21 protein-coding genes are annotated in these 23,999 nt (G+C 60.3%); 2 read left to right on the top strand and 19 right to left on the bottom strand.

Features of this window, described 5'->3' with window-relative positions:
• Positions 1-46: 46 nt before the first annotated feature.
• The 4 genes from VE23_RS03615 to VE23_RS03600 are packed head-to-tail and all read right to left on the bottom strand — an operon-like array spanning position 47 to position 3,124.
• The gene (locus VE23_RS03615; protein ID WP_048745877.1) at positions 47-853 is read right to left on the bottom strand and encodes an MBL fold metallo-hydrolase; all 807 of its coding nucleotides are present in this window, start codon (positions 851-853) and stop codon (positions 47-49) included.
• Positions 853-1,521: a GNAT family acetyltransferase gene (locus VE23_RS03610; RefSeq protein ID WP_049867310.1), complete on the bottom strand. Its 669-nt coding sequence runs from the start codon at positions 1,519-1,521 to the stop codon at positions 853-855. The genes VE23_RS03615 and VE23_RS03610 overlap by 1 nt, the downstream gene beginning before the upstream one ends.
• A 42-nt stretch (positions 1,522-1,563) precedes the next feature.
• Complete coding sequence (locus VE23_RS03605) at positions 1,564-2,232, bottom strand: GNAT family N-acetyltransferase (protein ID WP_049867309.1); 669 nt, start codon at positions 2,230-2,232, stop codon at positions 1,564-1,566.
• A 31-nt stretch (positions 2,233-2,263) separates the two neighbouring features.
• On the bottom strand, positions 2,264-3,124 hold the full coding sequence (locus VE23_RS03600) for a carbon-nitrogen hydrolase family protein (protein ID WP_049867308.1): 861 nt from the start codon (positions 3,122-3,124) through the stop codon (positions 2,264-2,266).
• A 197-nt stretch (positions 3,125-3,321) separates the two neighbouring features.
• On the opposite strand from VE23_RS03600, the gene VE23_RS03595 reads away from it, so the two are divergent.
• On the top strand, positions 3,322-3,804 hold the full coding sequence (locus VE23_RS03595) for a C40 family peptidase (RefSeq protein WP_049867307.1): 483 nt from the start codon (positions 3,322-3,324) through the stop codon (positions 3,802-3,804).
• 95 nt (positions 3,805-3,899) lie between these two features.
• On the opposite strand, the gene VE23_RS03590 is transcribed toward VE23_RS03595, so the two are convergent.
• From VE23_RS03590 to metH, 15 genes are all read right to left on the bottom strand, one after another.
• Entirely contained in the window at positions 3,900-5,273 is a 1,374-nt protein-coding gene (locus VE23_RS03590; RefSeq protein ID WP_049867306.1) for a HAMP domain-containing sensor histidine kinase, read from the bottom strand.
• Positions 5,270-5,968 (bottom strand): response regulator transcription factor, encoded by a 699-nt coding sequence (locus tag VE23_RS03585; RefSeq protein WP_049867304.1) that lies wholly within the window; start codon positions 5,966-5,968, stop codon positions 5,270-5,272. The genes VE23_RS03590 and VE23_RS03585 overlap by 4 nt, the downstream gene beginning before the upstream one ends.
• 139 nt (positions 5,969-6,107) lie before the next feature.
• Positions 6,108-7,667, bottom strand: a complete 1,560-nt coding sequence (locus tag VE23_RS03580; protein ID WP_048745880.1) for an ABC-F family ATP-binding cassette domain-containing protein — start codon at positions 7,665-7,667, stop codon at positions 6,108-6,110.
• 177 nt (positions 7,668-7,844) lie between these two features.
• A complete protein-coding gene (locus VE23_RS03575; protein ID WP_021877462.1) occupies positions 7,845-8,087 on the bottom strand; it encodes a hypothetical protein in 243 nt (80 codons plus the stop codon).
• Positions 8,088-8,233: 146 nt separating this feature from the next.
• Positions 8,234-9,796 (bottom strand): serine/threonine-protein kinase, encoded by a 1,563-nt coding sequence (locus VE23_RS03570; protein ID WP_049867303.1) that lies wholly within the window; start codon positions 9,794-9,796, stop codon positions 8,234-8,236.
• Positions 9,797-9,922: 126 nt separating this feature from the next.
• A complete protein-coding gene (locus tag VE23_RS03565) occupies positions 9,923-10,939 on the bottom strand; it encodes an SAM-dependent methyltransferase (protein ID WP_232316788.1) in 1,017 nt (338 codons plus the stop codon).
• Positions 10,936-11,718: an ABC transporter ATP-binding protein gene (locus VE23_RS03560; RefSeq protein ID WP_049869621.1), complete on the bottom strand. Its 783-nt coding sequence runs from the start codon at positions 11,716-11,718 to the stop codon at positions 10,936-10,938. The genes VE23_RS03565 and VE23_RS03560 overlap by 4 nt, the downstream gene beginning before the upstream one ends.
• Positions 11,719-11,729: 11 nt before the next feature.
• Entirely contained in the window at positions 11,730-12,101 is a 372-nt protein-coding gene (locus tag VE23_RS03555; RefSeq protein ID WP_049867301.1) for a cyclic-phosphate processing receiver domain-containing protein, read from the bottom strand.
• Positions 12,098-12,937 (bottom strand): deoxyribonuclease IV, encoded by an 840-nt coding sequence (locus tag VE23_RS03550; RefSeq protein ID WP_021877457.1) that lies wholly within the window; start codon positions 12,935-12,937, stop codon positions 12,098-12,100. The genes VE23_RS03555 and VE23_RS03550 overlap by 4 nt, the downstream gene beginning before the upstream one ends.
• Before the next feature lie 3 nt (positions 12,938-12,940).
• Positions 12,941-13,759, bottom strand: a complete 819-nt coding sequence (locus VE23_RS03545; RefSeq protein ID WP_049867300.1) for an Fpg/Nei family DNA glycosylase — start codon at positions 13,757-13,759, stop codon at positions 12,941-12,943.
• Positions 13,760-13,793: 34 nt separating this feature from the next.
• Positions 13,794-14,633, bottom strand: coding sequence for an HAD-IIA family hydrolase (locus tag VE23_RS03540; protein WP_021877455.1), 840 nt, complete (start codon positions 14,631-14,633; stop codon positions 13,794-13,796).
• Complete coding sequence (locus VE23_RS03535; RefSeq protein WP_048745883.1) at positions 14,630-15,976, bottom strand: ribonuclease H-like domain-containing protein; 1,347 nt, start codon at positions 15,974-15,976, stop codon at positions 14,630-14,632. Before VE23_RS03535 ends, VE23_RS03540 begins: the two co-directional genes overlap by 4 nt.
• Before the next feature lie 148 nt (positions 15,977-16,124).
• Positions 16,125-18,371, bottom strand: a complete 2,247-nt coding sequence (locus VE23_RS03530; RefSeq protein WP_049867299.1) for a DEAD/DEAH box helicase — start codon at positions 18,369-18,371, stop codon at positions 16,125-16,127.
• Between the two features lie 328 nt (positions 18,372-18,699).
• Positions 18,700-19,656 (bottom strand): ribonuclease Z, encoded by a 957-nt coding sequence (rnz, locus tag VE23_RS03525; protein WP_049867297.1) that lies wholly within the window; start codon positions 19,654-19,656, stop codon positions 18,700-18,702.
• 32 nt (positions 19,657-19,688) lie between these two features.
• Complete coding sequence (gene metH / locus VE23_RS03520) at positions 19,689-23,129, bottom strand: methionine synthase (RefSeq protein ID WP_048745887.1); 3,441 nt, start codon at positions 23,127-23,129, stop codon at positions 19,689-19,691.
• A 155-nt stretch (positions 23,130-23,284) separates the two neighbouring features.
• Between metH and VE23_RS03515 the strand changes: the two genes are divergently transcribed.
• Complete coding sequence (locus VE23_RS03515; RefSeq protein ID WP_048745889.1) at positions 23,285-23,827, top strand: 1,2-dihydroxy-3-keto-5-methylthiopentene dioxygenase; 543 nt, start codon at positions 23,285-23,287, stop codon at positions 23,825-23,827.
• The last annotated feature ends 172 nt before the right edge of the window (positions 23,828-23,999 follow it).

Here is a 23,999-nt window from a genome sequence, read left to right as displayed (position 1 = left end):
GGATGCGATGCCGCATCTTCGGGGGCTGCTTGTTTGTCGAGTTCAATTAATCGAGAATACGGCGCATTCCCGCCTCGGCGAACTTCACGTTGTCCGGCAGGCCGTACTCACGGCGCAGATCGATATCATGCGACATATGCGTCAGCAGCATTTCGCCCGGCTGCAGCTCCTCCCGCAGCTCCAGAGCTTCCGTGACGTCGTATACGGAGCGCCCGGCGTAAGGATAGGGCTCGCGGTAAAAGCTCGTCCCGAGCACGATGAGATCGGCGCCGCGCAGCGGCGCCTTCTGCATTTCGTCAAGGCCGATGGAATCCGAGCAGTAGACCCAGGCGTATCCGGTCTCGCCATGGTCGAACCGATAGGCGTACGAATAACCGTTGAATCCATGATGGACGCGCCAGCTTCGAATGCTCCAGCAGCCGATCACGAGCGGCTCTTCGATCGGCGTGAAATCGATCCATCGGTCCAGCCAGGGAAAGCGGGCCCGAATATCGGGGATGACCTCGGCGGGAGCGTGTGCCTGGCCCCTCTGCTTCGTCCATCTGCATGCATCCGCCCACTCCACGAGGCCGCCGATATGGTCGAAGTGCGCATGCGTGATCAGCATTCTCCTGATCGAGCGCAAACCTGCCGCTTCCATCTGCCTGCCCCAGTCGGGTCCGCAGTCGATCAGCGTCACATCGTCCGGAGAGCCGCCGCCTTCCAGTCCGTCGATCCGCACGAGGGAGCGCAGCCTCCGGTTCCTGCCGGTCTTCCTTGCTTCCTCGCACACGGAGCAACTGCAATAAACCCGCGGCACTCCAAGCGAATCGCCGGTGCCGAGGAAGGTCAGCACGGCCGGTGCCGAAGCCATCAGAGCGGAAGCAGGGCGATAAATTCCCGTTCTCGGATGCCCTGAACCATGTCGTACCATTCCCGAGGCTTGCGCTCGATTGCCGAATAGTAGGTTTCCAAAAACTGAGCGGCCAGAGCTCCCGGAATCTCGTCACGGAGCTCGTCCGTCGGCAGGAAGCCGAGGTCCAGGCCGCTTACCGCTCCGCCTTCCAAATCCCAGGAAGGATGGACATAGGCGAGATCCAGTCGCTTGTAGCCGATATGGGACAGCACCTCGCGCCTGACGATCGGATTCATCGGGCTGACGCCTCCGAATTCATGCCCGGTGCGGTAAGGATCGTAAATCTCCGCGAACATGCCGAGCGGCTCCGTTGCGGATTCCTTGGCCAGCCGATCCAGCTCCCGCTCGCGGCTGCGCATCAGGAAACGCCCGATGCCGAGGCCCGGCCGGCCGATGATCGTAAAGTCCGTCATGGCGACCCGCATGTCCGGATAATAGCGGTATTCCGTGGCGCCGACCGCCTCGCCCTCATGCAGGGCGACGCAGACATGGATGGACGGGTCGAGCAGCGGCTCCCGCCACAGGTCGTAGGCGAGCACCTCTTCCGGCGGAAACACCTCCTGCAGCAGGCGGTGGAGCTTGGGGAACTGCGGATCATCAATGGACACGATGCGGTGGAATTCCATGTATACGGCCAACTCCTTCTTTTTTTTGATCAGGTTTCTTTCTTAAGACTCCTGGATGAGGAACGGATTGCGCCATTCCATCAGTGCGGCATAGTGGCAGGATTCCTCATCCTCCAAATAGTTCTCCGCAATCCCGGCCGGCATCCTGCCGCAGCGGAGCAGAAAAGACAAAACCGGGTCATGGAGGTCGCCCTTCAGCACGGCGGCCACATACTGCTGCGGCTTCAGCTCGGCGGCATGACGATGGTAGCCCGGCAGCCGGCCGCCGCCAAGCAGCCTTGCCTTGCCCAGATGCACGACTGTTTCGTACATCGTCTGCATCAGCCACTTGCCGATGCCGCTCTTGCGATGCTCGGGCCGGACGCATATATCCACGACATAGAGAGTGTCCCCCTCCGGATCGTGATTCCGGATATAGCCGCTGTCGGTGACGGTTGCCCAGTCATGGTTTCCGGCGAGGCTTCCGTCCGTCAGCATGCCGGTCATGGACCCGACGATCTCCCCTTCCACGACAGCGCATAGGGCTCCTTCCGGGAAGCGGGCTGCATGCTCGCGGATCTGCTCCCGGTTCCAGAGCAGCTCCTGAGGATAAGGAGGCGGGAAGCTCGCTTCCTGCACCCGGATCAATCCCTCCGCATCTTCAAGGCCGTAGCGGCGAATCGCCGCTTCTACCGGCTTGCCTGCGTGGATCACGTACAGTTTTTTCAGCATCTGATGATTCCTTCCTTCTCCCCGGCTTCTGTCAGCTCCAATCCCCATACAGATCCGTACGCCGGTCTCTCCACGTCGTCACGGAGCCGCTCCGGCGGACGTCCTCGAGCAAGGACAGGTCAAGGTCGGCCACGATCAGCATATCGCGGTTTTCCGTCCCTTCGCACATGATGCCCTTCGGAGGGAACGGAATATCGTTCGGAGTGATGACGGCCGCCTGGCCGTAATTGGCTCTCATGAAGTCTACCCGGCGCAAGGAACCGACCGTTCCGGTCGTCACGATATAGACCTGGTTCTCGACGGCCCGGGCATGGCAGCAGTAGCGCACGCGGTAAAAGCCGTGGCGGTCATCCGTGCAGGAAGGACAGAAGATGACGTCCGCCCCTTTGGCACGGGCCATGCGCACGATTTCGGGAAACTCGATGTCGTAGCAGGTCAGCATCGCGATCTTGCCGTACGGAGTGTCGAACACTTCCAGGCCGTCTCCGGCGGACATGTTCCATTCCTCCACCTCTGTCGGCGTCAGATGGATTTTGGCTTGCGTGCGCATGCTCCCGTCGGGTCCGAACAAATACGCCGTGTTTCTCAGCTTGCCCTCCGCCGTGCGGACGACGTGGGTGCCTGCGATGATGTGCATGCCGTATTCCCGGGCAAGGCCGGCGAACAGCCCTTCGTACGCCTCCGTGAAGTCCGGCAGCGACTGTATGCCGGGCGCTTTGCCGTCCTCTCCTCTGATGCTGAGCAGCTGCGTCGTCATAAATTCGGGGAACAGCAGGAACTGGGTTCCATATTCCGAGGCGTTGCGGACATAATGGGCGGCTTGAGCGGCGAATTCGTCAAAGGAATCGATATCGGCCAGTTCATACTGGACCGCGCTTACGCGGAATTTCATCATTAACCTCCTTTAATAAACAGCCAACCAATTATGAGAGGATTCTCACCGTATTCTCATAAAGCCTTTTACATCGCGGTTTGGTTGGGTTTTCTTTCTTTCTGGAAATGATTAGGATACAAAAGGTGTGTTATGATCCTTTTTGTAAGCAACACTACATAATCAACGTACACCATGATGGAGGGACACCACAAGACATGCGCACAAGCAAATGGAAAAAGACGATCATGAACATCGGCCTCTGCGCTGTCATTGGAGTGTCGGGACTCGCTCTTGGCTCTGCATCGACAGCACATGCCGCGACGCCGCAGGCGGAAAAGCTTCTCTCCTACGGCAAGCAGTATTTGGGCGTTCCTTACCGCCTCGGAGCTCCTAGCGGCGTTACATACGCATTCGACTGCTCTTCGTTCACCCAATACGTCTACAAGAAAACCGGCGTCTCCCTGCCAAGGACTTCTAGCGAGCAGGCCGCCAAGGGAGTCAAGGTGACCCGCGGCTATCTCAGCAAGGGCGATCTCGTCTTCTTCACCGGCAGCTCCGGCAAGAGCATCGGCCACGTCGCCATCTACGCCGGCTCCAACAAGATTCTGCACACCTACGGCAAGACGGGCGTGACGATCTCCAGCCTCGGCACCTCCTACTGGAACAATCACTACGTCACCGCCAAGCGCGTCCTGTAGAGAATTCCTTACGAACGATGATAAAAGCCGCATCGCCTTCGATACCGAGGGCGTGCGGCTTTTTTGCTTCCATTGCGGCCAAAGGGCCGGCAGCGCTACCGGCCGCCGTTGCCTTTCAGCGTCTGCGGGAATTGGAGCGTAATCGTCGTTCCTTTGCCCGGCTTGCTGAATACGTCGATCTGTCCTTCATGGAGCTCGACGATCCTCTTGGCGATCGAGAGGCCGAGCCCGACGCCGCCGGTCGTGCGGCGCCGCGCCCCGTCCACGCGGTAAAACCGCTCGAACAGATAAGGAATCTCGTTCTCGGGAATGCCGATGCCCTTGTCCGTCACATGGACGCGAACGGACTGCTTGACCGCGCTCACCGTGACGTCGATCGGCTCCTTGCTGTACTTGATGGCGTTGTCCAGGAGGATGACGAGCAGCTGGCGGATCTTGTCCTTGTCGCCCGACATCTTCAGTCCGCCTGCGGAAGTATGGACCCGGATCGGACGCTGGAACGTCGCCTGCAGCATGCCGGCCAGCTCGTCGACCATCTGCACGACGTCGAACGTCTCCAGATTCAGCCAATCCTCCTGCTCCGCTTCGGCCAGCATGAGCATCGATTTGGTGAGGTTCTGCAGGCGCTCCGCTTCCTTGGCGATCGCATCGATCGCCTCTTCGCGGATCGCGGCGTTGTCGCGGCCCCAGCGCTTCAGCATGCCCGCGTAGCTGACGATGACGGTCAGCGGCGTCTTCAGCTCATGCGACGCGTCTGCGACGAACTGCTTTTGACGGGCGAACGTGCGGTCCAGCCTCTCGATCATCTGGTTGAAGGCGCGGAGGAGCTGGAGCAGCTCGGCCGACTCCTCCTTGTCCCCCATCTCGATCTTGCGCAGCTTGCCGCTGCGGTCGATCTCCCTCATCGTCTGCACCATCTGCTGGATCGGGGCTGTCAGCCTCGAGGTGAACCAGTACGTGCCGAAGATCGCGAACAGGATCGCGCCGATGCTGGTCACGGACAAGGCCGCTACGAGCACCTTCATGTAGCTGTCCTGAAGATTGAGCTTGCGCTCGATCTCCAGCATGCCGATGATCTCGGAATCCTGGTAAAGCGGCACCTTCATGAACAGAACCCTCGTGCTGCCGACAAACCTTTCCCCCGACTCCCGGTAGGCGACGAACTTGACCGGCAGCGCCAGCAGGTCCGTATCGGAGCCCTGCAGATTGACCGTCTTGCCTTCCGGACTGATGATCCGGATCAGCTCGTTGACGTTGTAGAACTCCCTGAGCAGCCCTTCGTCCGCGAGATGCGTCTTGTCGTTCAGCTTGTTGTTCTCCAAAATCAGGTTCACCTTGTTCATCATGACCTGCTGCTCGCTGCGCGTCGTGATCTTCGTCATGAACAAGTAGACGAAGATGTTGAACAGGATGAGGATGAAGATGAGCCAGAAGATCGTGAAGAGGGTGAACCGCTTGCGGAGAGTCATGCCTCCGGCTCCTTCATCATGTAGCCGACTCCGCGCACCGTATGGATCAGCTTGTGTCGGAAGCCCTTGTCCAGCTTCTGGCGGAGGTACCTAATATAGACGTCGACGAGATTCGTCTCACCCATGAAGTCGTATCCCCATACTTCCGACAGGATTTCTTCCCGGGACTTCTCTTCGTTCTTATGCTGCGCCAAATAGACGAGCAGCTCGAACTCGCGCGGCGTCAGGTCGATGGCGAGCTCCTTGCGGAACACCTTGCGGGTGCGCAGCTCGACCGTCAGATCGCCGATCTTGAGCAGATCGGAACCTTCGGATTCCTTCGGATTCTGCTGGAAGATGCGCAGCAGATTGCGCACGCGCGCCAGCAGCTCCTCCATCGCGAAGGGCTTGGTGATGTAGTCGTTGGCGCCGTGCTCGAATCCGCTGACCTTGTCGGGCACCGTATCCCGGGCTGTGATGAGAATGACGGGGATGGGATTGCCTGCCTGGCGGAGCCGGCGCAGCACCTCGATGCCGTTCAGCTCCGGCAGCATGACGTCGAGCAGGACCAGGTCCCACTCTCCCGAGGATGCCTGCAGAAAGCCGCTGCGCCCGTCCGGGGCGTGGCCGACATGATAGCCTTCATGCTCCAGCTCCAGCTGGAGGATGCGCGCGATGCTTTCTTCATCCTCGATAACCAGCACACGTTCATTCATTCTTGGATGTCACCTGCTTTCCGGTAGATTGGCGGCGCCGCCGCCTGGCTGTCAAGCCGGCTGTCGAGATCCGGAACCGCGGTCGACGGATCCTGACAGCCGGATACTCATGATGCCCGCTTGAACAGCATGCCCTATATCAGTTCTGCGCCTGACGCTCCATCGACCAGGCCTCTACATCCCATGTCTTCGTTACCCAGTCCTCATAGAAATCAGGTTCGTGGGAGACAAGGACGATCGTGCCCCGGTAGGACTGGAGCGCGCGCTTCAGCTCGGCTTTGGCTACGACGTCCAGATGGTTCGTCGGCTCGTCGAAGAGGATCCAGTTGCTTTCGCGCAGCATCAGCTTGCACAGCCGCACCTTGGCCTGCTCGCCGCCGCTCAGCTGGCTCAGGCTGCGGGTGATATGCTCGTTCTTGAGGCCGCAGCGGGCAAGAGCCGCGCGGACCTCATGCTGGTTCATGAAAGAGAACTCGTTCCATACATCCTCGAGCGGCGTCAGCCCCGGAGCCTTCGCCTCCTGCTCGAAATAGGCCGGCAGCAGGTAATCGCCGCGGTACACCGTTCCATCGAGCGGCTCGATGCGGCCCAAAATGGTTTTGAGCAGCGTCGACTTGCCGACGCCGTTGCAGCCGACGATGGCGATCTTGTCGCCGCGCTCGATGAGCATGTCCATCTTCGGCAGGAGCGGGCTCGAATAGCCGATGGAAAGGCCTTTCGCCTCGAAAATCGTCTTGCCGCTCGTCCGCCCTTCGTTGAAGCTGAACGTCGGCTTCGCCGCTTCTTCCGGCTTGTCGATGCGGTCGATCCGGTCCAATTGCTTCTCGCGGCTCTTCGCCCGGCCGGAGGTGGAGGCCCTGGCTTTGTTGCGCTGGATGAAGTCTTCCTGCTTCTTGATGAACTCCTGCTGCTTCTCGTATGCTCCCAGATGCTGGGCTTTATTCATCTCGGCCATTTCCAGGAATTTCTCGTAGTTGCCCGTGTAGCGGGTCAGGCGGGAAAACTCCAGATGGTAGATGACGCTGACGACGGCGTTCATGAAGCCGGTGTCATGGGAGATCAGGATGAACGCATGGGGATAATTGCGCAGATAGTTCGCCAGCCAGGAGATATGCTCATCATCCAAATAGTTCGTAGGCTCGTCGAGCAGAAGGACCGTAGGCTTCTCCAGCAGGAGCTTGGCCAGCAAGACTTTGGTCCGTTGTCCGCCGCTGAGCGCCGTGACGTCGCGGTCGAGGCCGATGGCGCTGAGCCCGAGGCCGTTCGCCATTTCGTCCACCTTCACGTCGAGCAGGTAGTAATCCCCGATCTCGAGCTCCTCCTGAATCTCGCCCATGCGTTCCAGCAGGACGTCCAGGTCGGCGTCCGGCTCGCCCATGGCGGCCGTCACCTCGTTCAGCTCCTTCTCCAGCTCCAGCAGCGGCCCGAAGGCGTCGCGCAGCACGTCGCGGATCGTCTTGCCCGCTTCCAGCTTCGTATGCTGGTCGAGGTAGCCGTATCGGATTTTGGGTGTCCATTCCACTCGGCCCTCGTCCTTCAGCTGCTTGCCGGTCAGGATGTTCATCATCGTCGACTTGCCGGTGCCGTTCGCGCCGACCAAGCCTACGCGCTCGCCTGCGAGCAGTCGGAACGACACGTCCCTGAACAGGACGCGGTCTCCGAATGTATGCGATAAATTTTCAACGGTCAGTAAGCTCATGTAAGTTCCATTCTCCATTCCTGTCTTTATGCAGAGAAAATATCCCGATTAGGGTTCCTAATGGGATATTGTATCACATTATGGGGCTGCTTGGCTTCCCCTTCCGAGAAGAGGCTTGGGATCGCCATGCTGGAAGCGGATTCGAACCCGCCGCTTGCGGCAGCTGCGGCCGGGTGACTAGGCCGCCGCCGTCTTATTGTTGAGAAAGAACAGCATTGAAGCCGCCAGCAGAAGGAGCAGAATGCCGATGACGACGCTCGCTGTTCCGTTTTCATAGGAAATGATCAGCATCAGCTCCCAGCGGGTTCTTGGCCCGGAATCGGGGCCGCTGCTGGAAGGATACGCATACGCAACGGGCAGAAGCCCGAATAGAATCAAGGCGGCGCCTAGAGCCGCCATCAAGATGTAGCCTGCTTTCATATCCGCACCTCCCGGTTCTCTACTTGTCATATTACCATAAATTGGAGAAAGTGCGAACGGCTGCGCAGACCCTTAGAAAGGAGGCCAGCCTTCCATAAACGGACTCGCGGCACGAATCTCCTTGCAGGAAATCGGTTTGGTCCTCTCTATCCCGGAAGCAACGCCGACAAAGCTCCCAACGCCTGACGGAGCGCAGCGGCCGCATTCCCTTTGCGCGGCAGCGGCATTCCTTCCCAGAGCAGCGCGTACCATTCGGACGGCTCCAGATAAGGAATTACGATGGCCGGCTTTTCCGGGAGCAGCGCCAGCCATTCCGCCCTTTCCGGGAACGGAGCGTCCTTGCAGGCCGCCCACACCGTACGGAGCCCCGCAGCTTCCCGCATCCGCAGCAGCCGGTTCAGGGCGGCGATTCTCGCTTTGCTCCAACGTGCGGGATTGGGATCCGCGCAGACGACGAGCAGCCCGGAACCGGAAGCCCACTCTTCCGCTAAGGCGGCCTCATGCCAGCGGGACGACCAGTCGACGATGACGGCGCCTTCGCCGCCTCCGGAAGCCATCAGCCGGAAGCGCGCATCCTGATCGGCAGCCGCGGCGGGAGCAGGCTCGGGATGGAGCACCTGCCAGGATGCGCGGACGCCTCCGAGACGCCGGTAGCGGGGGTCGGGCCCATCCGGGGCAGGAGGCAGCGCCGGGCTTCCGATCAAGGCGCAGTATTCGGGCTCTCCCCCTGGAGCCTCGATCAGCTGGAAAGGCCGCCCCTTCTCCTCCAAATACCGGGCCAGCATCAGGCACAAAAACGTCGCCCCGCTCCCCGGTGAGAGAGACAGCACCGACACGGTTCCGGGCAAAGCGCCTCCGGCAAAGCCGAGCGCCGCCGCCTTGCCGTTGTCGGCCAAGCCCGCACCAGCGCTGTCGGCCCATAATCGGATTTCCCTGGCCGCCTCCTCCATGGATGGCAGCCGGTCTTCCGGCCGCCGCTCCAGCATGTTCAAAAGCCATGGAGGCAGCACTTCCCCTTCCCTCCTTCCGTGGAAGCCTTCGCGGCATTCGCCGCCGAGCATCAGCCAGCGCACGAGACGGCCAAGCCCGTAAACGTCGGTGCGGGAATCGCTCTGCCCTCCCGATTCCTGCTCCGGAGCCGCAAAACCCGGCGTTCCCAGCCGGCGCGTATCGAATCGGCTGCCCGGCTTGTAGCTGCGCGCGATGCCGAAGTCGATGAGCCTGACCCTTCCCTCCTTGTCGATCATGACGTTGGACGGCTTCAAGTCCCGGTGGATGACAGGCGGCTGCTGGCGGTGCAAGTACGACAGCGCCGAGCAGAGCTGCAGCGATATCGCCGCCGTTTCGTGGAGTTCGAGCCCTCTGCCCCGCGCCTTGACCGCCTGCTGGAGAGTTTGGCCGTCGATGTAGTCCATGACGAGCATCTCGCCGGAGCCCGGGCTCGGAGGATAATAATCCAGCAGCTGAGGCAGGTGGGGGTGCTCGAGCCTCATGAGCATGAAGGCTTCCTCCGCCGTCAGCGCAGCCCGGTCGGCCGCATTTATTTTTAACGCCCTTAATTTATTGTTCAGCCGGGTATCTTCCACGGCGTACACTCGGCTCATCCCCCCGCGCCCGATTTCCGCCGCCACTCTATACCGGCCGCCTACCAAGCTGCCTGCGGCCAGGCCATCCCAATTCGAATGAATGTCAGCCGTATGTTCTTCCATGCCCTTCAGCCTCCTTCGCCATGCGGCCTGGAATGCAAAAACCCGGCTATGGCGCAGCATCTCCAAAGAGAGCCTGCGCATAGCCGGGATGCTTTCCCGCTTGCCGCTTCGTATAAAATGGATCCGTTATTTCTTCTTCAAATACAGGGTCATTTCCTCCCTGTTGTGGAACAGCTGCCTGGCGCCGAGAATGTCGAAAGCCGCGGACAGGCGGCTCTTTACTTCCCGGATCGTCTGCAGCGGCTTGCGATGCATCAGCTTGACCGTCACAATCGCCGTTCCGCCCTGCTGCAGTGCCGGTACGAGATCGAGGACGAGCTTCGTCATCTGCATCGGGCTCCAGCTCATATCGCAGACGAGCAGATCGAAAGCGCCGGGCTGGAAGCTTACTTCAGCCGCATTTTTGCGGAGCACGGTCAACGTCCGGTAAGCGAGCAGCGACGGATGGAGCTCGGCGGGATCGATAGCGGTCACCCGCAGCCCGCGCTCCAGCAGGAGCGACGTCCACCCTCCCGGAGCCGCGCCGATGTCGACCGCGTTCCGGAAGGAGGCGTAATCGAGCCCGAACTCTCTTTCCGCCTCCAGAAGCTTGAACTTGGCCCTGGAGATCTGCCCTTCCTCCTTCTGGAAGCGTACCGCTCCGCCCGGCCAGTCGGACAGCATCTCGGCAGGCGTTCCGATGCCGGCATACAGCGTATCCCGGGATGCATATACCGCGACAAGAATCTCGGGATGCTTCTGTTCCGGCTCCGCCCCGCACTGCTCCAGCATCGCGGCCGCGACGGCTTTTGTATCCGCCGCTGAATAAGGATAAGGGCTTCCTTCCGCTTTGCGTACGTGGACGCCCGCGCGCTTGCCCTCGAGCTTGCCGCGGGAGAGCCGGATCCAGTCGCTGAGCCAGTCCAGGTCGTCCGCATCGGCCGAAATCGACCGAACAACGTCCACGGGCTGCAAATGCCTCAGGAAAATCGGCTGTTCCGCCTTGATGGACGCCAGCACCGCCTCTTGTTCAAGCGGCACTTCAAACAGAAAAGCTTCCCCCGGGGAAAGCTGCGTGATGGAGATGCTTTCGAATTGCCTGCGAAGCTCTTCCATCGCATAGGATGCATAACTTTTATTCGCCGTTCCGATCCACTGGCTCAACCTGCTGCACCATCCGTTCCTACTTTGATCCAAGGCCTGCCATGCGCCCATTCCACCGTCAGCGGAAGCTCATAGGCATCGCCGAGCACGCGTTCCGTCAGCACTTCCTCCTTGGGTCCGGAAGCAATCAGCCTTCCGTCCTGAAGCAAGGCGACATGAGTAAACATAGGCATGATTTCTTCCATATGATGAGTGACATAAATGACGGTCATGCTGCGGCTTCCAAGCTTGCCCGTCTCCGCGAGCAGCTTCTCGCGCTCATACAGGTCCAGTCCGGAGCAAGGCTCGTCCAGAATCAGGATGGCCGGGTCGCTCATTAGCGCTCGCGCCAGCAGCACTTTCTTGCGCTCCCCTTGCGACAGCGTTCCGAACGGCTGCAGGGCGGCATGGCCGAGCCCGCATTCCTCAAGGAGTCTCAGCGCCTTGTCCTTCACGTATTCCGGGATCTCTTGGTAAAAGCGCAAAAAAGCATACTCTCCCGTAGCCGCCACTTCCCATACAGGGTCGGCAAGAGCCAGCTTCTCCACGAGCGACTGGCTGATGTAGCCGATCCTCTTTCGCACCTCGCGGACATCGCATTCCCCGTACCGGTTGCCCAGCACCTCGACCGTTCCGGATGTCGGGAACATATAGCCCGTCAGCATTTCGAGAAGCGTCGTTTTGCCGGAGCCGTTGCGGCCCAGCACGACCCACTGCTCGCCCGGCTGAACGGTCAGGCTGACATCCTGAAGAATCTCGCGTTCCTCTCGCTGCAGCCTCAAATGCTGCAAGGATATGATTGCCATGCTGCTCACCCGTTCTTCTCTTGAATTGATGCGGCACCGGCCGTTCCGCCGCCTGCCGCCCTGGCAAGCGTCTCTTCCGGCATGGAGGCATAGGAAAGACGGCTTCCTGCCGGAAGCGAGTCCGACAGGAGCTTGTACATCATTTGCCTGCCTTCCGTACTGGATGTATGCAGATAAATTTCTTGCGGATAACGGCCGCTCTCCGCGATATAGCGGGCAACCTCGATTCCCGTGGGCTCGCCCCATCCGAGGTCGAAATCCAGGGAGAGGATGCCGATGTCCCCGGAAGCGATGAGGGCGATGCATTCCTCGGCATTCCGGGCATGGACGAAGCCTTCCGGACAACGGCGGAAATCATCTAAATAGACATGGATCAAGTCCGTTCCTCCCATGACTTCATGATCGACAGCTGCTCCCGGTGCGTGCCGTCTGCGCCGGAAGCCGTCTCCAGGACGGCGGGAATGCCGGGGAGGGCTTCAAGCAGCCACCGGAGTCCGGCGTCGCCTACAACGCCTTCTCCCAGCCGGGCATGGCGGTCGCGCCGCGAACCGCTGCCGTAGGCGGAGTCGTTGAAATGAAGGGCGGCGATATGGTCCAGGCTGCCGGCCTTCTCCGCGTCGGCATGCCACTGCGCTCCGGGGTCGCCTTTCCATATTCCGCTGGCGAACAGATGGCAGCTGTCGAGGCAGAAGGCGATCTTGGAAGGCTCGCGGCAGAGCGAGCGCACTTGCGCCAGCTCCTCCAGCGTCATGCCCATGAAGCCGTGATTGCCGGCTTGATTCTCGATAAGAAGCTTGCATTTGCCGTCCCAGCGGCTTGTGATGTCATCCAGCGTCCCGATCATCAGCCGGTAGCCTTCCAGCGGATCCGCGCCTTTGTAAATGCCGAAATGGACGACGACGCCAAGCGATCCGCATGCCTCCGCGATGTCGAGATCGTTGAGCAAAGATTCGGCTGTCCGCTCGCGGACGGAAGCATCCTCCGAGGCCAGGTTGTTCGGATAAGGAGAATGGGCGATGGACGACAGTCCATGCTCCTGACACCATTCCTTGCAGCGCTGGGCGTCGCGGCGATCGAACGTTTTGACGCCGAGACTGCGAGGATTTTTGGGGAAGTATTGGAAAGAGCCGCAGCCGAGGGCCGAAGCCCTTTCCGCCGCGGCCCGATATCCGCCTCTGGTGCTGAGATGGCAGCCGATCCGGTTGTCTGGCATGGCTCAGGATTCCTTCTGGCAATCCGGACAAAAGAATACTTTGCGCGAAGACATTTCATGCTGCTCGATCGTCCCGCCGCAGCGGTAGCATTCGCCGCCCGGACGGTCATAGACTTTGCAATCGTCGTTATAGCCGCCTGTCGACTCGTCTCCGGCCTGGAACGGATGCTCCATATAACCGCCTCGGGTGCGCGCCTCCAGCAGCATGGAATGCATCGCGTCGTACAGCCGCGAGAAGGACTCCTCGCTCAGCGCGCCGAGCTTGGCGTCCGGGCGCAGCTTCGCTTCCCAGGCGATCTCGTCGGAATAGCAGTTGCCGATGCCGGCGATGACGCTCTGGTCCACCAGCACCGTCTTCAGGGCGCTCCGCTTCTTGGCCTGGAGCCTGGCGGTGAACGCGGCCAGCGTCAATCTCGGATCGAAAGGCTCGGGACCGAGCGCGGCCAGCTTCCCTTCGGTTTCCTTGGCGGAGAGCAGATGCAGGTAGCCGAGCCGCAGCCCGATGAAATACAGGTTGCCGCTGTCGAGGTCCAGCTGAACCTGAACGGTTCTGTCGGGCCGCTCTTCATCGGAACCGTAGAACATCCAGCCCCCCAGCATGAGATGCAGAAGCAGCCTTTCTCCGTTGTCCAAATGAAAAATCAAATGCTTTCCGCGCCGCTCGACGAACCAGATCGTACGGCCCTCCAGCCTGGAGACGAACTCTCCGGCCGGAAGATTGACCGACTTCTCCCGCTCGACGGCGACCTTTCGAATCCGCTGCCCGGCGACGGAAGCGCCCAGCAGCATCCGATAGTGGTCCATTTCAGGATATTCCGGCATGAAGTCTCGCTTCCTTTCCCTCGTGTTGTTCTTTTTATCGCCCTATGTACTTCAATATATACGATTGCAGATCGGCGAGCGAGCCGCAGGCGGCATCGGGCTCGGCATCCGCCGCTTCCGCGTAGCGGGCATAATTGTCCGGGGTCGTCAGTCCCGTCAGCACAAGAATGGTGCCGCAGCCGCTGTTCTTGCCCGCGGCGATGTCGGTCGCCAGATTGTCGCCGACGACAAATGCCTCTCCTGCCGTCAAACCTAGCCTTTCCAGCGAATAATCCATCAGGATCTTCTCCGGCTTGCCGATGACGACAGGCTTTACTCCCGATGCGGCGGCAAGCATCGCTCCGATGGAGCCCGCTCCCGGAAAGAGCCCTCCATGGGAAGGCAGCAGCAGATCGGGGTTCGTCAGGATGAATTCCGCTCCCGCCAGCAGCTCTCTCACCGCTTCGGAAGCCTTGGCGTAGGAGAAGGCGCGGTCGATGCCCTGGACGACGAGATCGGCATCCCGATCGACCAGCATCAGGCCCGCCTGCTCCAGCTCTGCCGCCAAGCCTTCTTCTCCGATCAGGAACACCCTGCCGCCCGGAAAGCGTTCGGCCGCATATCGCGCTGCCGCCTGGGAAGAGGTACATACTTCGTCCGCTTCCGCATCCACGCCCATCTCCCGCAGCCTCTTAGCGACGGCCTCGGGACTGGAGGAGGAGTTGTTCGTCACATATTTGTAGGGAACTCCACCATCGCGAAGCGCCCTCACAAGAGAACCGGCCCCATCGACAGCCTGCTCGCCCCGATAGATCGTTCCGTCGAGGTCGAGCAGGAGGCCGCCGATCGGCCGGTCCGGCGCCGGCATTCCCGGCAAGCTGTACGTTTTCGTCATCTGTCAACCTCCAGCATGGCGCCGCCCCCTCCGCATTTGCGGCGGAGCCTGTCGCGCCGCTTGAGCAAGGCTTCCTGCCCGGCCCGCTCCTTGGCGCTGCGGTAAGCATGCGGCCTGCACGCGAACAGCCCGATCGCTTCTTCCGCATAGGCGAGAGCCGAGTGGACATCCTTGCGCTTGTGTTCGTAGAACATGGCCAGCTCCACATGGGCGTCCACATTCGGAATAAGCGCCGTCCTCATGCAGGCGGCGGCTTTCTGCCACAATACCACAGCCCGGTCCCAATTGCCAGTTTTCTTCGCCCTCATCGCCAGCGAGTGCCAAGCCGAAGGAGCCGGCTCCTCCGAGGCTTCCACCATGGCGAAAAGACGCTCGGCGTCAGCCGTCCGGCCCATCTTCTCCAGCCATAATCCGGTGCGCAGCCGCTCTTCGTTCTCCTCGGGCATCGGCATCCGCTCTCCGATGGCCCCGGCGAGCAAATGGCCGAAGCGGATGCCCAGGCAGGCAAGGGTGACCATATCCTGTTCGTTATGGCGGAATACGCCCTCCAGCACATCGGGATCGCCTTCCGCCAAATAGTGGAAGTAAAGCGCCGGCGCCAGCGATCCCGGCACATCGTCCGTTCGGAAGATGCCGAGACGCTCTTCTTCGACATGGCTGAGCTTGCAGGAGACAAGCGTGTTTTTCCATATGCTTCTCGACGGGTGAAGAAAATCAAGATGCAGCAGCTCAGGCGTCCCGCGGAAGCCGTTCATGATGAACCGGGATTGAACGAGCGGCCAGTCGAAGGAGCGCCCGTTGTACGTTCCGAGCCAGCGGAAGCGCGGCAGCAGGAGCAGCAGCTCCTGAAGCATCGCCCTCTCCTCGGCGGGATGGCGGATCAGGAACTGACGCAGGATGAAGGCTCCATCCTCGAAATACGCCAGCCCCATCATGAACGGAACGTTGCCCGTTCCGGCTCCGAGGCCGGTCGTCTCCAAGTCGAGGAAGAGGACGTTCTCGGCATGAGGCGCTTCGCCTGCCTCCGGATGGAAGGCGCCGAGCTGTCCCGCCGTTCCGGCCCATTCCGAGAGAAAATGATGCCCGCTGCGGTGGCTGAGCGGCAGCGTGATCCGCCTCTCCAGGCAATCGCCGGCTTCGTTCGCGACGAGCTTCACGCCGTGGCGGTCCCATTCCGGGCCGGCCGAAGCCAGCCCGCCCGCTGCCGCTTCGGATGCAGATGGTTCCTGCACCGGCTGTTTCTCCGGAAGATCAGCGGATGCAGGAGACGCGGCGGCTTGATCCTCTGCGTCTGCAGGCTTGATTCCCTTCAACCGGTTCATTTTCTCGCGCAGGCTGCTCATGAGCCGCCTCCTCTCTTTTCGCTTCCGCTGTCGGCCATGGATCCATGCCGCTCTTGCCGGGCTTCCGGCACAAGTTTTCCGGCCTTCACGAGCCTATTCTTCATTGCCCGCCTTGCGAGCCTGTCCGCCTTGACGATCCTGTAAGCTTTCATAACCGCTCCAGAAGCCGGAGGCTTCTGCGCTTGAGGTCGCTTCCTTCCATTTCCGTGCCGATGCAGGAAGGGCATCCATCCTTGCACGGGCATCCGGAAATCATGTTCAGCGCCGCGTCCCGGACCTCGTCGAACCGCTTGTACACCTCGTCCGCCAAGCCGATGCCTCCCGGATAGTGGTCATAGACGAATATCGTCGGCAGCTGCGTATGCGCCGCCTTGATCTGCGGCACGACATGGATGTCGTTCCGGTCGCACATCGCCAGCACGGGGACGATATGCTTGAGCACATGGGCGATGCCGAGCAGGAGCTGCTCCAGCGTCTTGGCGCCGATATCGTCGTCGACCTGCCTGATCTCGATCCAGGCCGAAGACGTATGCAGCTCCTCCTCGGGAAGATGGATCGGCCCAGAGCCGATATTCTCGAACGTCGACATCTTGATCTTCTTGAAGATCGTCGGGATGGCATTGACGGTGACATCTCCGAAGTGCAGGGAACCGGCCCGCCGCTCCTTCGTCTTGTCGATTTCCAGCACCTTAAGGTTGATGGCTAGATTCGCGTCGGTGTAATACTCCACGTCCACTTCGCGCACATAGGCCTTTTTGTGGTCCCAATCGAGCTTCTCCACCTGGAACTGGACGCCCTCATGAAGGTAGATCGCCTCGTCATGCAGCAGCGTCATGGCGCTGAACCGGTCCATCTCCCCGATGATCCGCACGTTGGCGACGTCGGACTGGTCGACGATGACGACGTTCTCCTGGGATGCGGAGCGCAGGCTGATGCCGCTCGCCGGGAACGACTGGTTGGCCCAGTAGAACGTATCGGCGTTTTTGTGCAGCACTCTCTCCTCGACCAGATACTCCATGATGTCGGCGACATCCAGAGGACCGTATTCCTCATGCTCCTTGAAAGGCAGCTCGTAAGCCGCGCACTTCAAATGGTCGACGAGGATGATCAGATTTTCCGGGTTGATCCGCGCCGCTTCCGGACTCCGCTCGAAAAAGTAGTCGGGGTTGTGGACCATGTACTGGTCGACCGGCGTCGATCCGGCCACCATGACGATCAGCGACTCTCCATGGCGCCGTCCCGCCCGGCCTGCCTGCTGCCAGCTGCTGGCGATGCTGCCGGGGTAGCCCGTCATGACGCATACCTGGAGCTGTCCGATGTCGACGCCGAGCTCCAGCGCGTTCGTGCTGACGACGCCGAGAATATCGCCGCTCCGAAGCCCCTTCTCGATCTCGCGCCGCTGGTTCGGCAGGTAGCCGCCCCGATAGCCGCGGATCGACTTCGGGCCGATCTCTTTTTTCACAAGCTCCTGGATGTGGCTAAGAATGATTTCGACCCGGACCCGGCTTCTGGCGAAGATGATCGTCTGGATCTTGTTCTTCAGGAATTCCTTGGCTAGATTGTTGACCTCGACGGTCGCGCTCCGCCTGATGTTGAGCGCCTGGTTGACGACGGGCGGATTGTAGAAGACGAAATGCTTCCGCCCCCTCGGAGCGCCGTTGTCGTCGATCAGCCTCATCGGGCTGCCGGTCAGATGCTCCGCAAGCTCCCGAGGATTCGCGATCGTCGCCGACGTGCAGATGAATACCGGACTGCTGCCGTAGAACGAGCAAATCCGCTTCAGCCGCCGGATGACGTTGGCGACATGGCTGCCGAACACGCCGCGATAGGTATGCAGCTCGTCGATGACGATGAACTTCAGGTTCTCGAACAGGCTGACCCACTTCGTATGATGGGGAAGAATGGCGGAATGGAGCATGTCCGGGTTGGTGATGACGATATGCCCGGCCTTGCGCACGAGCTGCCGGATCGCCGGAGAAGTGTCCCCGTCGTACGTGTAGCTTTTGATGTCGATGCCCATTTCCTGGATGATTTCATTCAGCTCGCTCTTCTGGTCCTGGGCGAGAGCCTTGGTCGGAAACAGATACAGCGCCCGGCTCGAATCGTCGTCCGCGATCTGCTGCAGCACGGGCAGATTGTAGCAAAGCGTCTTGCCCGAGGCGGTCGGCGTCACCGCAACCATGTTTTCCCCTTTTCGGACCGCCTCGTACGCGCTGCTCTGATGCGTGTACAGCTCCGCGATGCCCCGCTTGCCGAGGGCGTCCTTGATCCGCGGGTCGACGCTCTCGGGCATCGGCCGGGTCCGCGCCTCCTGCGGTTCGATCTCATGCCAATTGGCTATATGTTCATTTTCGCGCAGCTCCTGAATCAGCTCGGAAAGAGTTTTCTTTTTCATCCTGATGCCGTCACCTCTTCTAGTGACATTTTAGCGAATATCTGTTCGTTTTGCCAGAAGAATAGAAAGAGAGTCCGAGAGAGACGGGAGCCTGGAGCGTCCTTCCGCGCTCCTCATCATTCGTATCGTTTATATTTTATTGTATTAACTATTAATATCGGCAAATATGGATTCCATTTTCGTTGCCCGCACAGCCATCAATTTCGTTGCGGCATTCTCCTTCTTCACGGCGCATACGAGCCGCCGAAAGGCAAACGGCCATTTTCCGCCGATGCGGAAAATGGCCGTTCCTGGAACCTTATCGACGGCAGTCCTGCCGCCTTCCGGCTCAAATCAAGCAGTAGCCCCCCGGCTCCTCTTCACCCTGTCTGGGAATAGGCAAGGTCAGCAGGTCGGCTCCCGCATAGGATTCTGCAAATATGCCGCGCGCCTCGGCGACCAGCGCCGGCATGTCCTCATCTCGGTAGCGGCTGCTGAAATGCGTCATGACGAGTCTGCGCGCACCCGCTTCGGCGGCTGCCGCAGCCGCCTGCAGCGTCGTGGAATGGCCGTAGGCTTTCGCTTTGGCCGCCATCGCCCCTTCAAACGTCGCCTCGTGGACAAGAAGATCCGCATCCTTGGCCAGGCGTACGATCGCCGGGCAAGGAGTCGTGTCGCCGAGTATGGTGACGATCCGCCCCGGCAATGCAGGTCCGAGCACGTCGCTGCTGCGGATGACGCGTCCGTCGTCAAGCGTGATGTCCTGTCCTTGCTTGAGCAGCCCGAGCTGAGGGCCGAACGGGACGCCTAATGAACGTGCCTTGGCGGAGTCGAGGGCGCCGGGCTTGTCCTTCTCGACGATTCGGTATCCCCAGCTTGCGACGCGGTGGTCCAGCCTGTCCGCTTCGACGGCATACAGCTCATCCTCGTAGACGATGCCGGGAGCCAGCTCGGTGATTTCGAGCTCATAGTCCAGATGCGAGGCTGTCAGCCTGAATACGGCCTGCACGTACTCCCGGATTCCTTCCGGCCCGAACAGACGGAGCTTGCCTGCCCCGGGGTGGTAGGAGCGGCTGCTGAGCAGTCCGGGCAAGCCGTTGACATGATCTCCGTGCATATGCGTGATGAACACGGCTTCGACCTTGCTCATCTTGAGCGGAGTGCGCATCAGCTGATGCTGGGTCGCCTCTCCGCAGTCGAACAGCCACACCGAGCAGCGCGGCTGCGGAAGCGTCAGGGCAACGGAGGTCACGTTGCGCAGGCGCGAGGGCCTGCCGGCGCCGGTTCCCAATAACGTCAGTTCCATTTATGGCGGCTCCCCCTTCCATTCCAATTCCTTTAGGCTTTATCGACGTTGAAATATTTGGCTTCGGGATGGGCGAACACCATCGCGGACACGGATGCTTCCGGCTCCATCATGAAGCCCTCGGTCAGCTCAACGCCGATATCCTCGGGATGAAGAAGCTCGAACAGCGGGCCCTGGTCCTCCAGATTCGGACAAGCCGGATAGCCGAACGAAACCCGGACGCCCTGATAGCGGGCGCCGTGGCGCTGCTTCATGGTCATGTCCGGAGAATCCGGGATGCCCCACATATCCCTCATCATATGGTGAACGCGCTCCGCCATCCCCTCCGCGACTTCGAGAGCGACCGACTGCAGGGCGTGGGAGCGCAGGTAGTCGCCTTTGTCCTTCCATTCTCCGGCCAGATCGCGTACGCCTTCTCCCGCCGTCACGACGAGGAATCCGACATAGTCCATGATGCCGCTGTCCACGCTCTTCAGATAATCGGCCAGGCACAGGTAAGGCTCGACCTGCTGGCGCGGGAAGCTGAAGCGCTTGAGAATCCGGGAAGGATCCTGCGGATCGTACACGACGATATCGTTGCCTTCCGATTGGGCCGGGAAAAACCGGTACATGCCGTGAGCCCGGATAATTCCTTCTTTAACCGCTTCATGCAGAATGGAATCGACCGTATCCTTGAGCTGCATGACCTTGGGCTCGCGAGCGGCCAGCAGCTCCTCCACCTTGCCGCGCACGCCGAGATGATGGCCGAGCAGCATCTGCATGTTCACATAAGGAACGATATGCGGGATAGGGACGTTGCGCAGAATATGGCGGTCCAGATCCGGCGGCAAATACACGGGAGCATCGCGGTTGACGGTAGAGCGGGCCGCGCGGCTCTGCTGCGGCAGCTGCGGCTTCTCCTCCACGGCGACGGCGCCGCTGGCCTTCGCTTCGGCATGCTCTTCATTCAAGCGGGCGCGATGGTCTTTGTCCATCAGCTTGTTGGCGAGGTCGAGGCCTTCCATGGCGTCCTTGGCGTAAAGCACCAAGCCGTCATATTCCGGACCGATCCGCGTTTTCGTGAACTTGCGGGTCAAGGCGGCACCGCCGACCATGATCGGGACGTCGATATCGGCATTGCGGAGATCCTGGGCCGTGATGACCATCTGCTGCGCGGACTTCACCAGCAGCCCCGAAAGGCCGATGGCGTCCGCCTTTTCCCTGCGCTGGGCTTCGATCAGCTGCTCAGGCGGCACTTTGATGCCCAGGTTGACGATATGGTACCCATTATTGGAAAGAATAATTTCGACCAGGTTTTTGCCGATGTCGTGGACGTCGCCCTTGACGGTGGCAAGAATGATCTTGCCCTTGACCGACGACTCTGTCTTCTCCATGTGAGGCTCGAGATGGGCGACGGATGCCTTCATGACCTCGGCGCTCTGAAGCACCTCGGCGACGATGAGCTCGTTGTTGTTGAACAGCCGTCCGACCTCGTCCATGCCTTTCATGAGCGGTCCGTTGATGATCTGCAGAGCGGAATATTTGCCGAGAGCTTCGTCCAGATCCGCGAACAAGCCTTCCTTGGTTCCTTCCACCACGTAGGAAGCAAGCCGCTCTTCCAGCGGCAGATTGGACACCTTCTCCTTCTTCTCGACCTTCTTCTCCCGGAATGCGGCGACGAATGCGGCGAGCGTCTCGTCGTTCGTGCGGTAGATCAGATCCTCGGCCAGCTTGCGCTCATGCTCCGGAATGGAAGCGTACCGCTCCAGCTTCTCCGTATTGACGATCGCGTAATCGAGGCCTGCCTTGGTGCATTCGTAGAGGTAGACAGAGTTCAGCACCTCGCGTCCGGCTTCCGGCAGCCCGAAGCTGATGTTGCTGATCCCTAGGATCGTATGGCATTTCGGCATCGCCTGCTTGATGAGCCGGATGCCTTCGACGGTTTCCTCGGCCGATCCGATGTACTGCTCGTCGCCCGTCCCGACAGGGAACATGAGCGGGTCGAAAATGATATCCTCCGGACGGAGTCCGTATTTGTTCACGAGCAGGTCATAGGACCGCTTGGCGACCTCGAGCTTGTCCTGCCTTGTGATGGCCTGTCCGCGCTCGTCGATCGTTCCGACGACGACGGCTGCCCCATATCGGTGGATGATCGGCACGACCTGCTCGAATTTCTCCTCGCCGTCCTCCAGGTTGATGGAGTTGATGATCGCTTTGCCCTGGCTGTATTTGAGCGACAGCTCGATGACCGCGGGATCGGTCGTGTCGATGACGAGCGGCGCCTTCACGAGCTTGACGACGATCTCGAGGAATTTCTTCATGTCCTCGCTCTCGTCGCGGTCCGGATCCTGGAGGCAGACGTCGATGACATGGGCGCCCTTCTTGACCTGAGCGCGGGCGATTTCAGCCGCCTCCTCGTATTTGCCTTCCACGATGAGGCGCTTGAACTTGCGCGAGCCGAGCACGTTCGTCCGTTCGCCTACCATATAGGGACGGTTGTCGGATTCGATGTAGACCGTCTCGATGCCGGATACAGCTGGAGGATGGCTGCCTCCGCGGCCGCGCGGGGCGTACCGGCTCATCGTTTCCGCCATCGCCCGGATATGCTCCGGAGTCGTACCGCAGCAGCCGCCGGCGATGTTCAGCCAGCCGTTCTCGGCGAATGCGCCCATCTTGAGGGCAAGCGACTGGGGAGATTCATGGTAATGGCCGTTTTCGTCCGGGAGGCCCGCATTGGGGTAACAGCTGACGGCCGCCAGCGAGATCTCGCTCAGCGTGCGGATATGGTCGCGCATGAATTCCGGACCTGTCGCGCAGTTGAGCCCGATCGAGATCGGATTGAGATGCTCCAGGGAGATGTAGAAGGATTCGATATTCTGGCCGGCCAGCGTCGTGCCCATCGGCTCGATCGTGCCGGATATCATCAGCGGCAGCGTCTTTCCCGTCGCCTCGTAAGCGTTGCGGATCGCAATGCTGCCCGCCTTGACGTTGAGCGTATCCTGGGATGTCTCCAGCAGCATGCAGTCGACGCCGCCCTCGATCAGGGCGACCGCCTGCTCGAAATAGCTGTCCACGAGACCTTCAAAGGTGACGCCGCCTGTCACCGACAACGTTTTCGTCGTCGGACCGATCGCGCCCACGACGAAGCGCGGATGCTCGTCGGTGGAATATTTGTCCGCCGCTTCCCTCGCGATGCGCGCTGCGGCGAGATTAATCTCCCGGGCCCGCTCCGGAATGTCGTACTCGGCGAGGACGATGCTGGCTCCACCGAACGTATTCGTCTCGATGAGATCCGCTCCCGCCTCCAGGTACTGCTCATGGATGCTGCGGATGACCTCGGGCCGGGTCAGCACAAGCATTTCGTTGCACCCTTCCAGCTCCTCGCCGCCGAAGTCATCGGCCGTCAGATCGACCTGCTGGATCATCGTGCCCATGGCCCCGTCCAGAATCAAGATTCGCTTCTCAAGCATTTCCTGCAAACTCGGCTTCGACAATCTTCTGCACCTCTCCGTCAAAAATCGTTATCCTTTAGTCTATCAGATGATCGCGGGAGTGAAAAGAACTGTAATCGACAACCCCCGAAAGTTGATTTATAATAGAAATTAGCGCTATATTCAATTCATTTCAATGGGAAAAGAGGGAATTGCCGATGGCTGAAATCCGCATCCGCAATACGAACGATCGCATTTCCGGCGATGAGCAAGTAAAAGCATTTTTGGATTCCCAGGAAGTGCTTTACGAGCACTGGGACATGAGCAAGCTCGACGCGTCCCTGCAGGAGAAGTTCACCCTGAGCGACGACGAAAAGGCCTCCATCCTGGAAACGTTCGACTCCGAAATCCGCGATCTGGCGGGCCGCCGAGGCTATCAGATCTGGGATATCATCACTCTGTCCGAGTCGACTCCGAATCTGGACGAGCTGCTCCAGAAATTCGAGAACGTCCACACGCATACCGAGGATGAAATCCGCGCTATCACAGCAGGCAAAGGCATCTTCATCATCAAGGGCTCCGACGACGTCGGCTACTTCGACGTAGAGCTAGAAGCCGGAGACGTCATCTCCGTTCCGGAGAACAAGCCGCATTTCTTCACCCTGATGGAGAACCGCAAAATTGTCGCTGTCCGTCTGTTTATTGAGAAAGACGGCTGGATCGCCCATAACTACTCCGATCCTGAATTCCAGAAAGCTTGATTTGCCGGCGCCAAAAAGGCTGCCGCCCGTCGTCTTCGGTTGAAGACGGGGCGGCAGCCTTTTTATTCGGGGATGACCGTTCCAGTCGCCGATTCGCGGTTCGCGCTGCCGGCGCATTCCCGCAGCCTCCGCTTGGGACGCGGAAGCTTGCACATCGGGAACTGTCCTGCGA

The organism is Paenibacillus sp. D9, from assembly GCF_001188365.1.
GTDB classification, from domain to species: Bacteria; Bacillota; Bacilli; order Paenibacillales; family Paenibacillaceae; genus Paenibacillus_O; species Paenibacillus_O humicus.
The sequence above is the reverse complement of the archived record's forward strand: the minus strand, read 5'-3'. Positions and strand labels throughout refer to the sequence as shown.

Bases quoted from the DNA above. Each gene is read 5' to 3' on its own strand.
- VE23_RS03615 (WP_048745877.1), bottom strand. From the start codon at position 853: ATGGCTTCGGCACCGGCCGTGCTGACCTTCCTCGGCACCGGCGATTCG.
- VE23_RS03610 (WP_049867310.1), bottom strand. From the start codon at position 1,521: ATGGAATTCCACCGCATCGTGTCCATTGATGATCCGCAGTTCCCCAAG.
- VE23_RS03605 (WP_049867309.1), bottom strand. From the start codon at position 2,232: ATGCTGAAAAAACTGTACGTGATCCACGCAGGCAAGCCGGTAGAAGCG.
- VE23_RS03600 (WP_049867308.1), bottom strand. From the start codon at position 3,124: ATGAAATTCCGCGTAAGCGCGGTCCAGTATGAACTGGCCGATATCGAT.
- VE23_RS03595 (WP_049867307.1), top strand. From the start codon at position 3,322: ATGCGCACAAGCAAATGGAAAAAGACGATCATGAACATCGGCCTCTGC.
- VE23_RS03590 (WP_049867306.1), bottom strand. From the start codon at position 5,273: ATGACTCTCCGCAAGCGGTTCACCCTCTTCACGATCTTCTGGCTCATC.
- VE23_RS03585 (WP_049867304.1), bottom strand. From the start codon at position 5,968: ATGAATGAACGTGTGCTGGTTATCGAGGATGAAGAAAGCATCGCGCGC.
- VE23_RS03580 (WP_048745880.1), bottom strand. From the start codon at position 7,667: ATGAGCTTACTGACCGTTGAAAATTTATCGCATACATTCGGAGACCGC.
- VE23_RS03575 (WP_021877462.1), bottom strand. From the start codon at position 8,087: ATGAAAGCAGGCTACATCTTGATGGCGGCTCTAGGCGCCGCCTTGATT.
- VE23_RS03570 (WP_049867303.1), bottom strand. From the start codon at position 9,796: ATGGAAGAACATACGGCTGACATTCATTCGAATTGGGATGGCCTGGCC.
- VE23_RS03550 (WP_021877457.1), bottom strand. From the start codon at position 12,937: ATGCCAGACAACCGGATCGGCTGCCATCTCAGCACCAGAGGCGGATAT.
- VE23_RS03545 (WP_049867300.1), bottom strand. From the start codon at position 13,759: ATGCCGGAATATCCTGAAATGGACCACTATCGGATGCTGCTGGGCGCT.
- VE23_RS03540 (WP_021877455.1), bottom strand. From the start codon at position 14,633: ATGACGAAAACGTACAGCTTGCCGGGAATGCCGGCGCCGGACCGGCCG.
- VE23_RS03535 (WP_048745883.1), bottom strand. From the start codon at position 15,976: ATGAGCAGCCTGCGCGAGAAAATGAACCGGTTGAAGGGAATCAAGCCT.
- VE23_RS03530 (WP_049867299.1), bottom strand. From the start codon at position 18,371: ATGAAAAAGAAAACTCTTTCCGAGCTGATTCAGGAGCTGCGCGAAAAT.
- rnz (WP_049867297.1), bottom strand. From the start codon at position 19,656: ATGGAACTGACGTTATTGGGAACCGGCGCCGGCAGGCCCTCGCGCCTG.
- VE23_RS03515 (WP_048745889.1), top strand. From the start codon at position 23,285: ATGGCTGAAATCCGCATCCGCAATACGAACGATCGCATTTCCGGCGAT.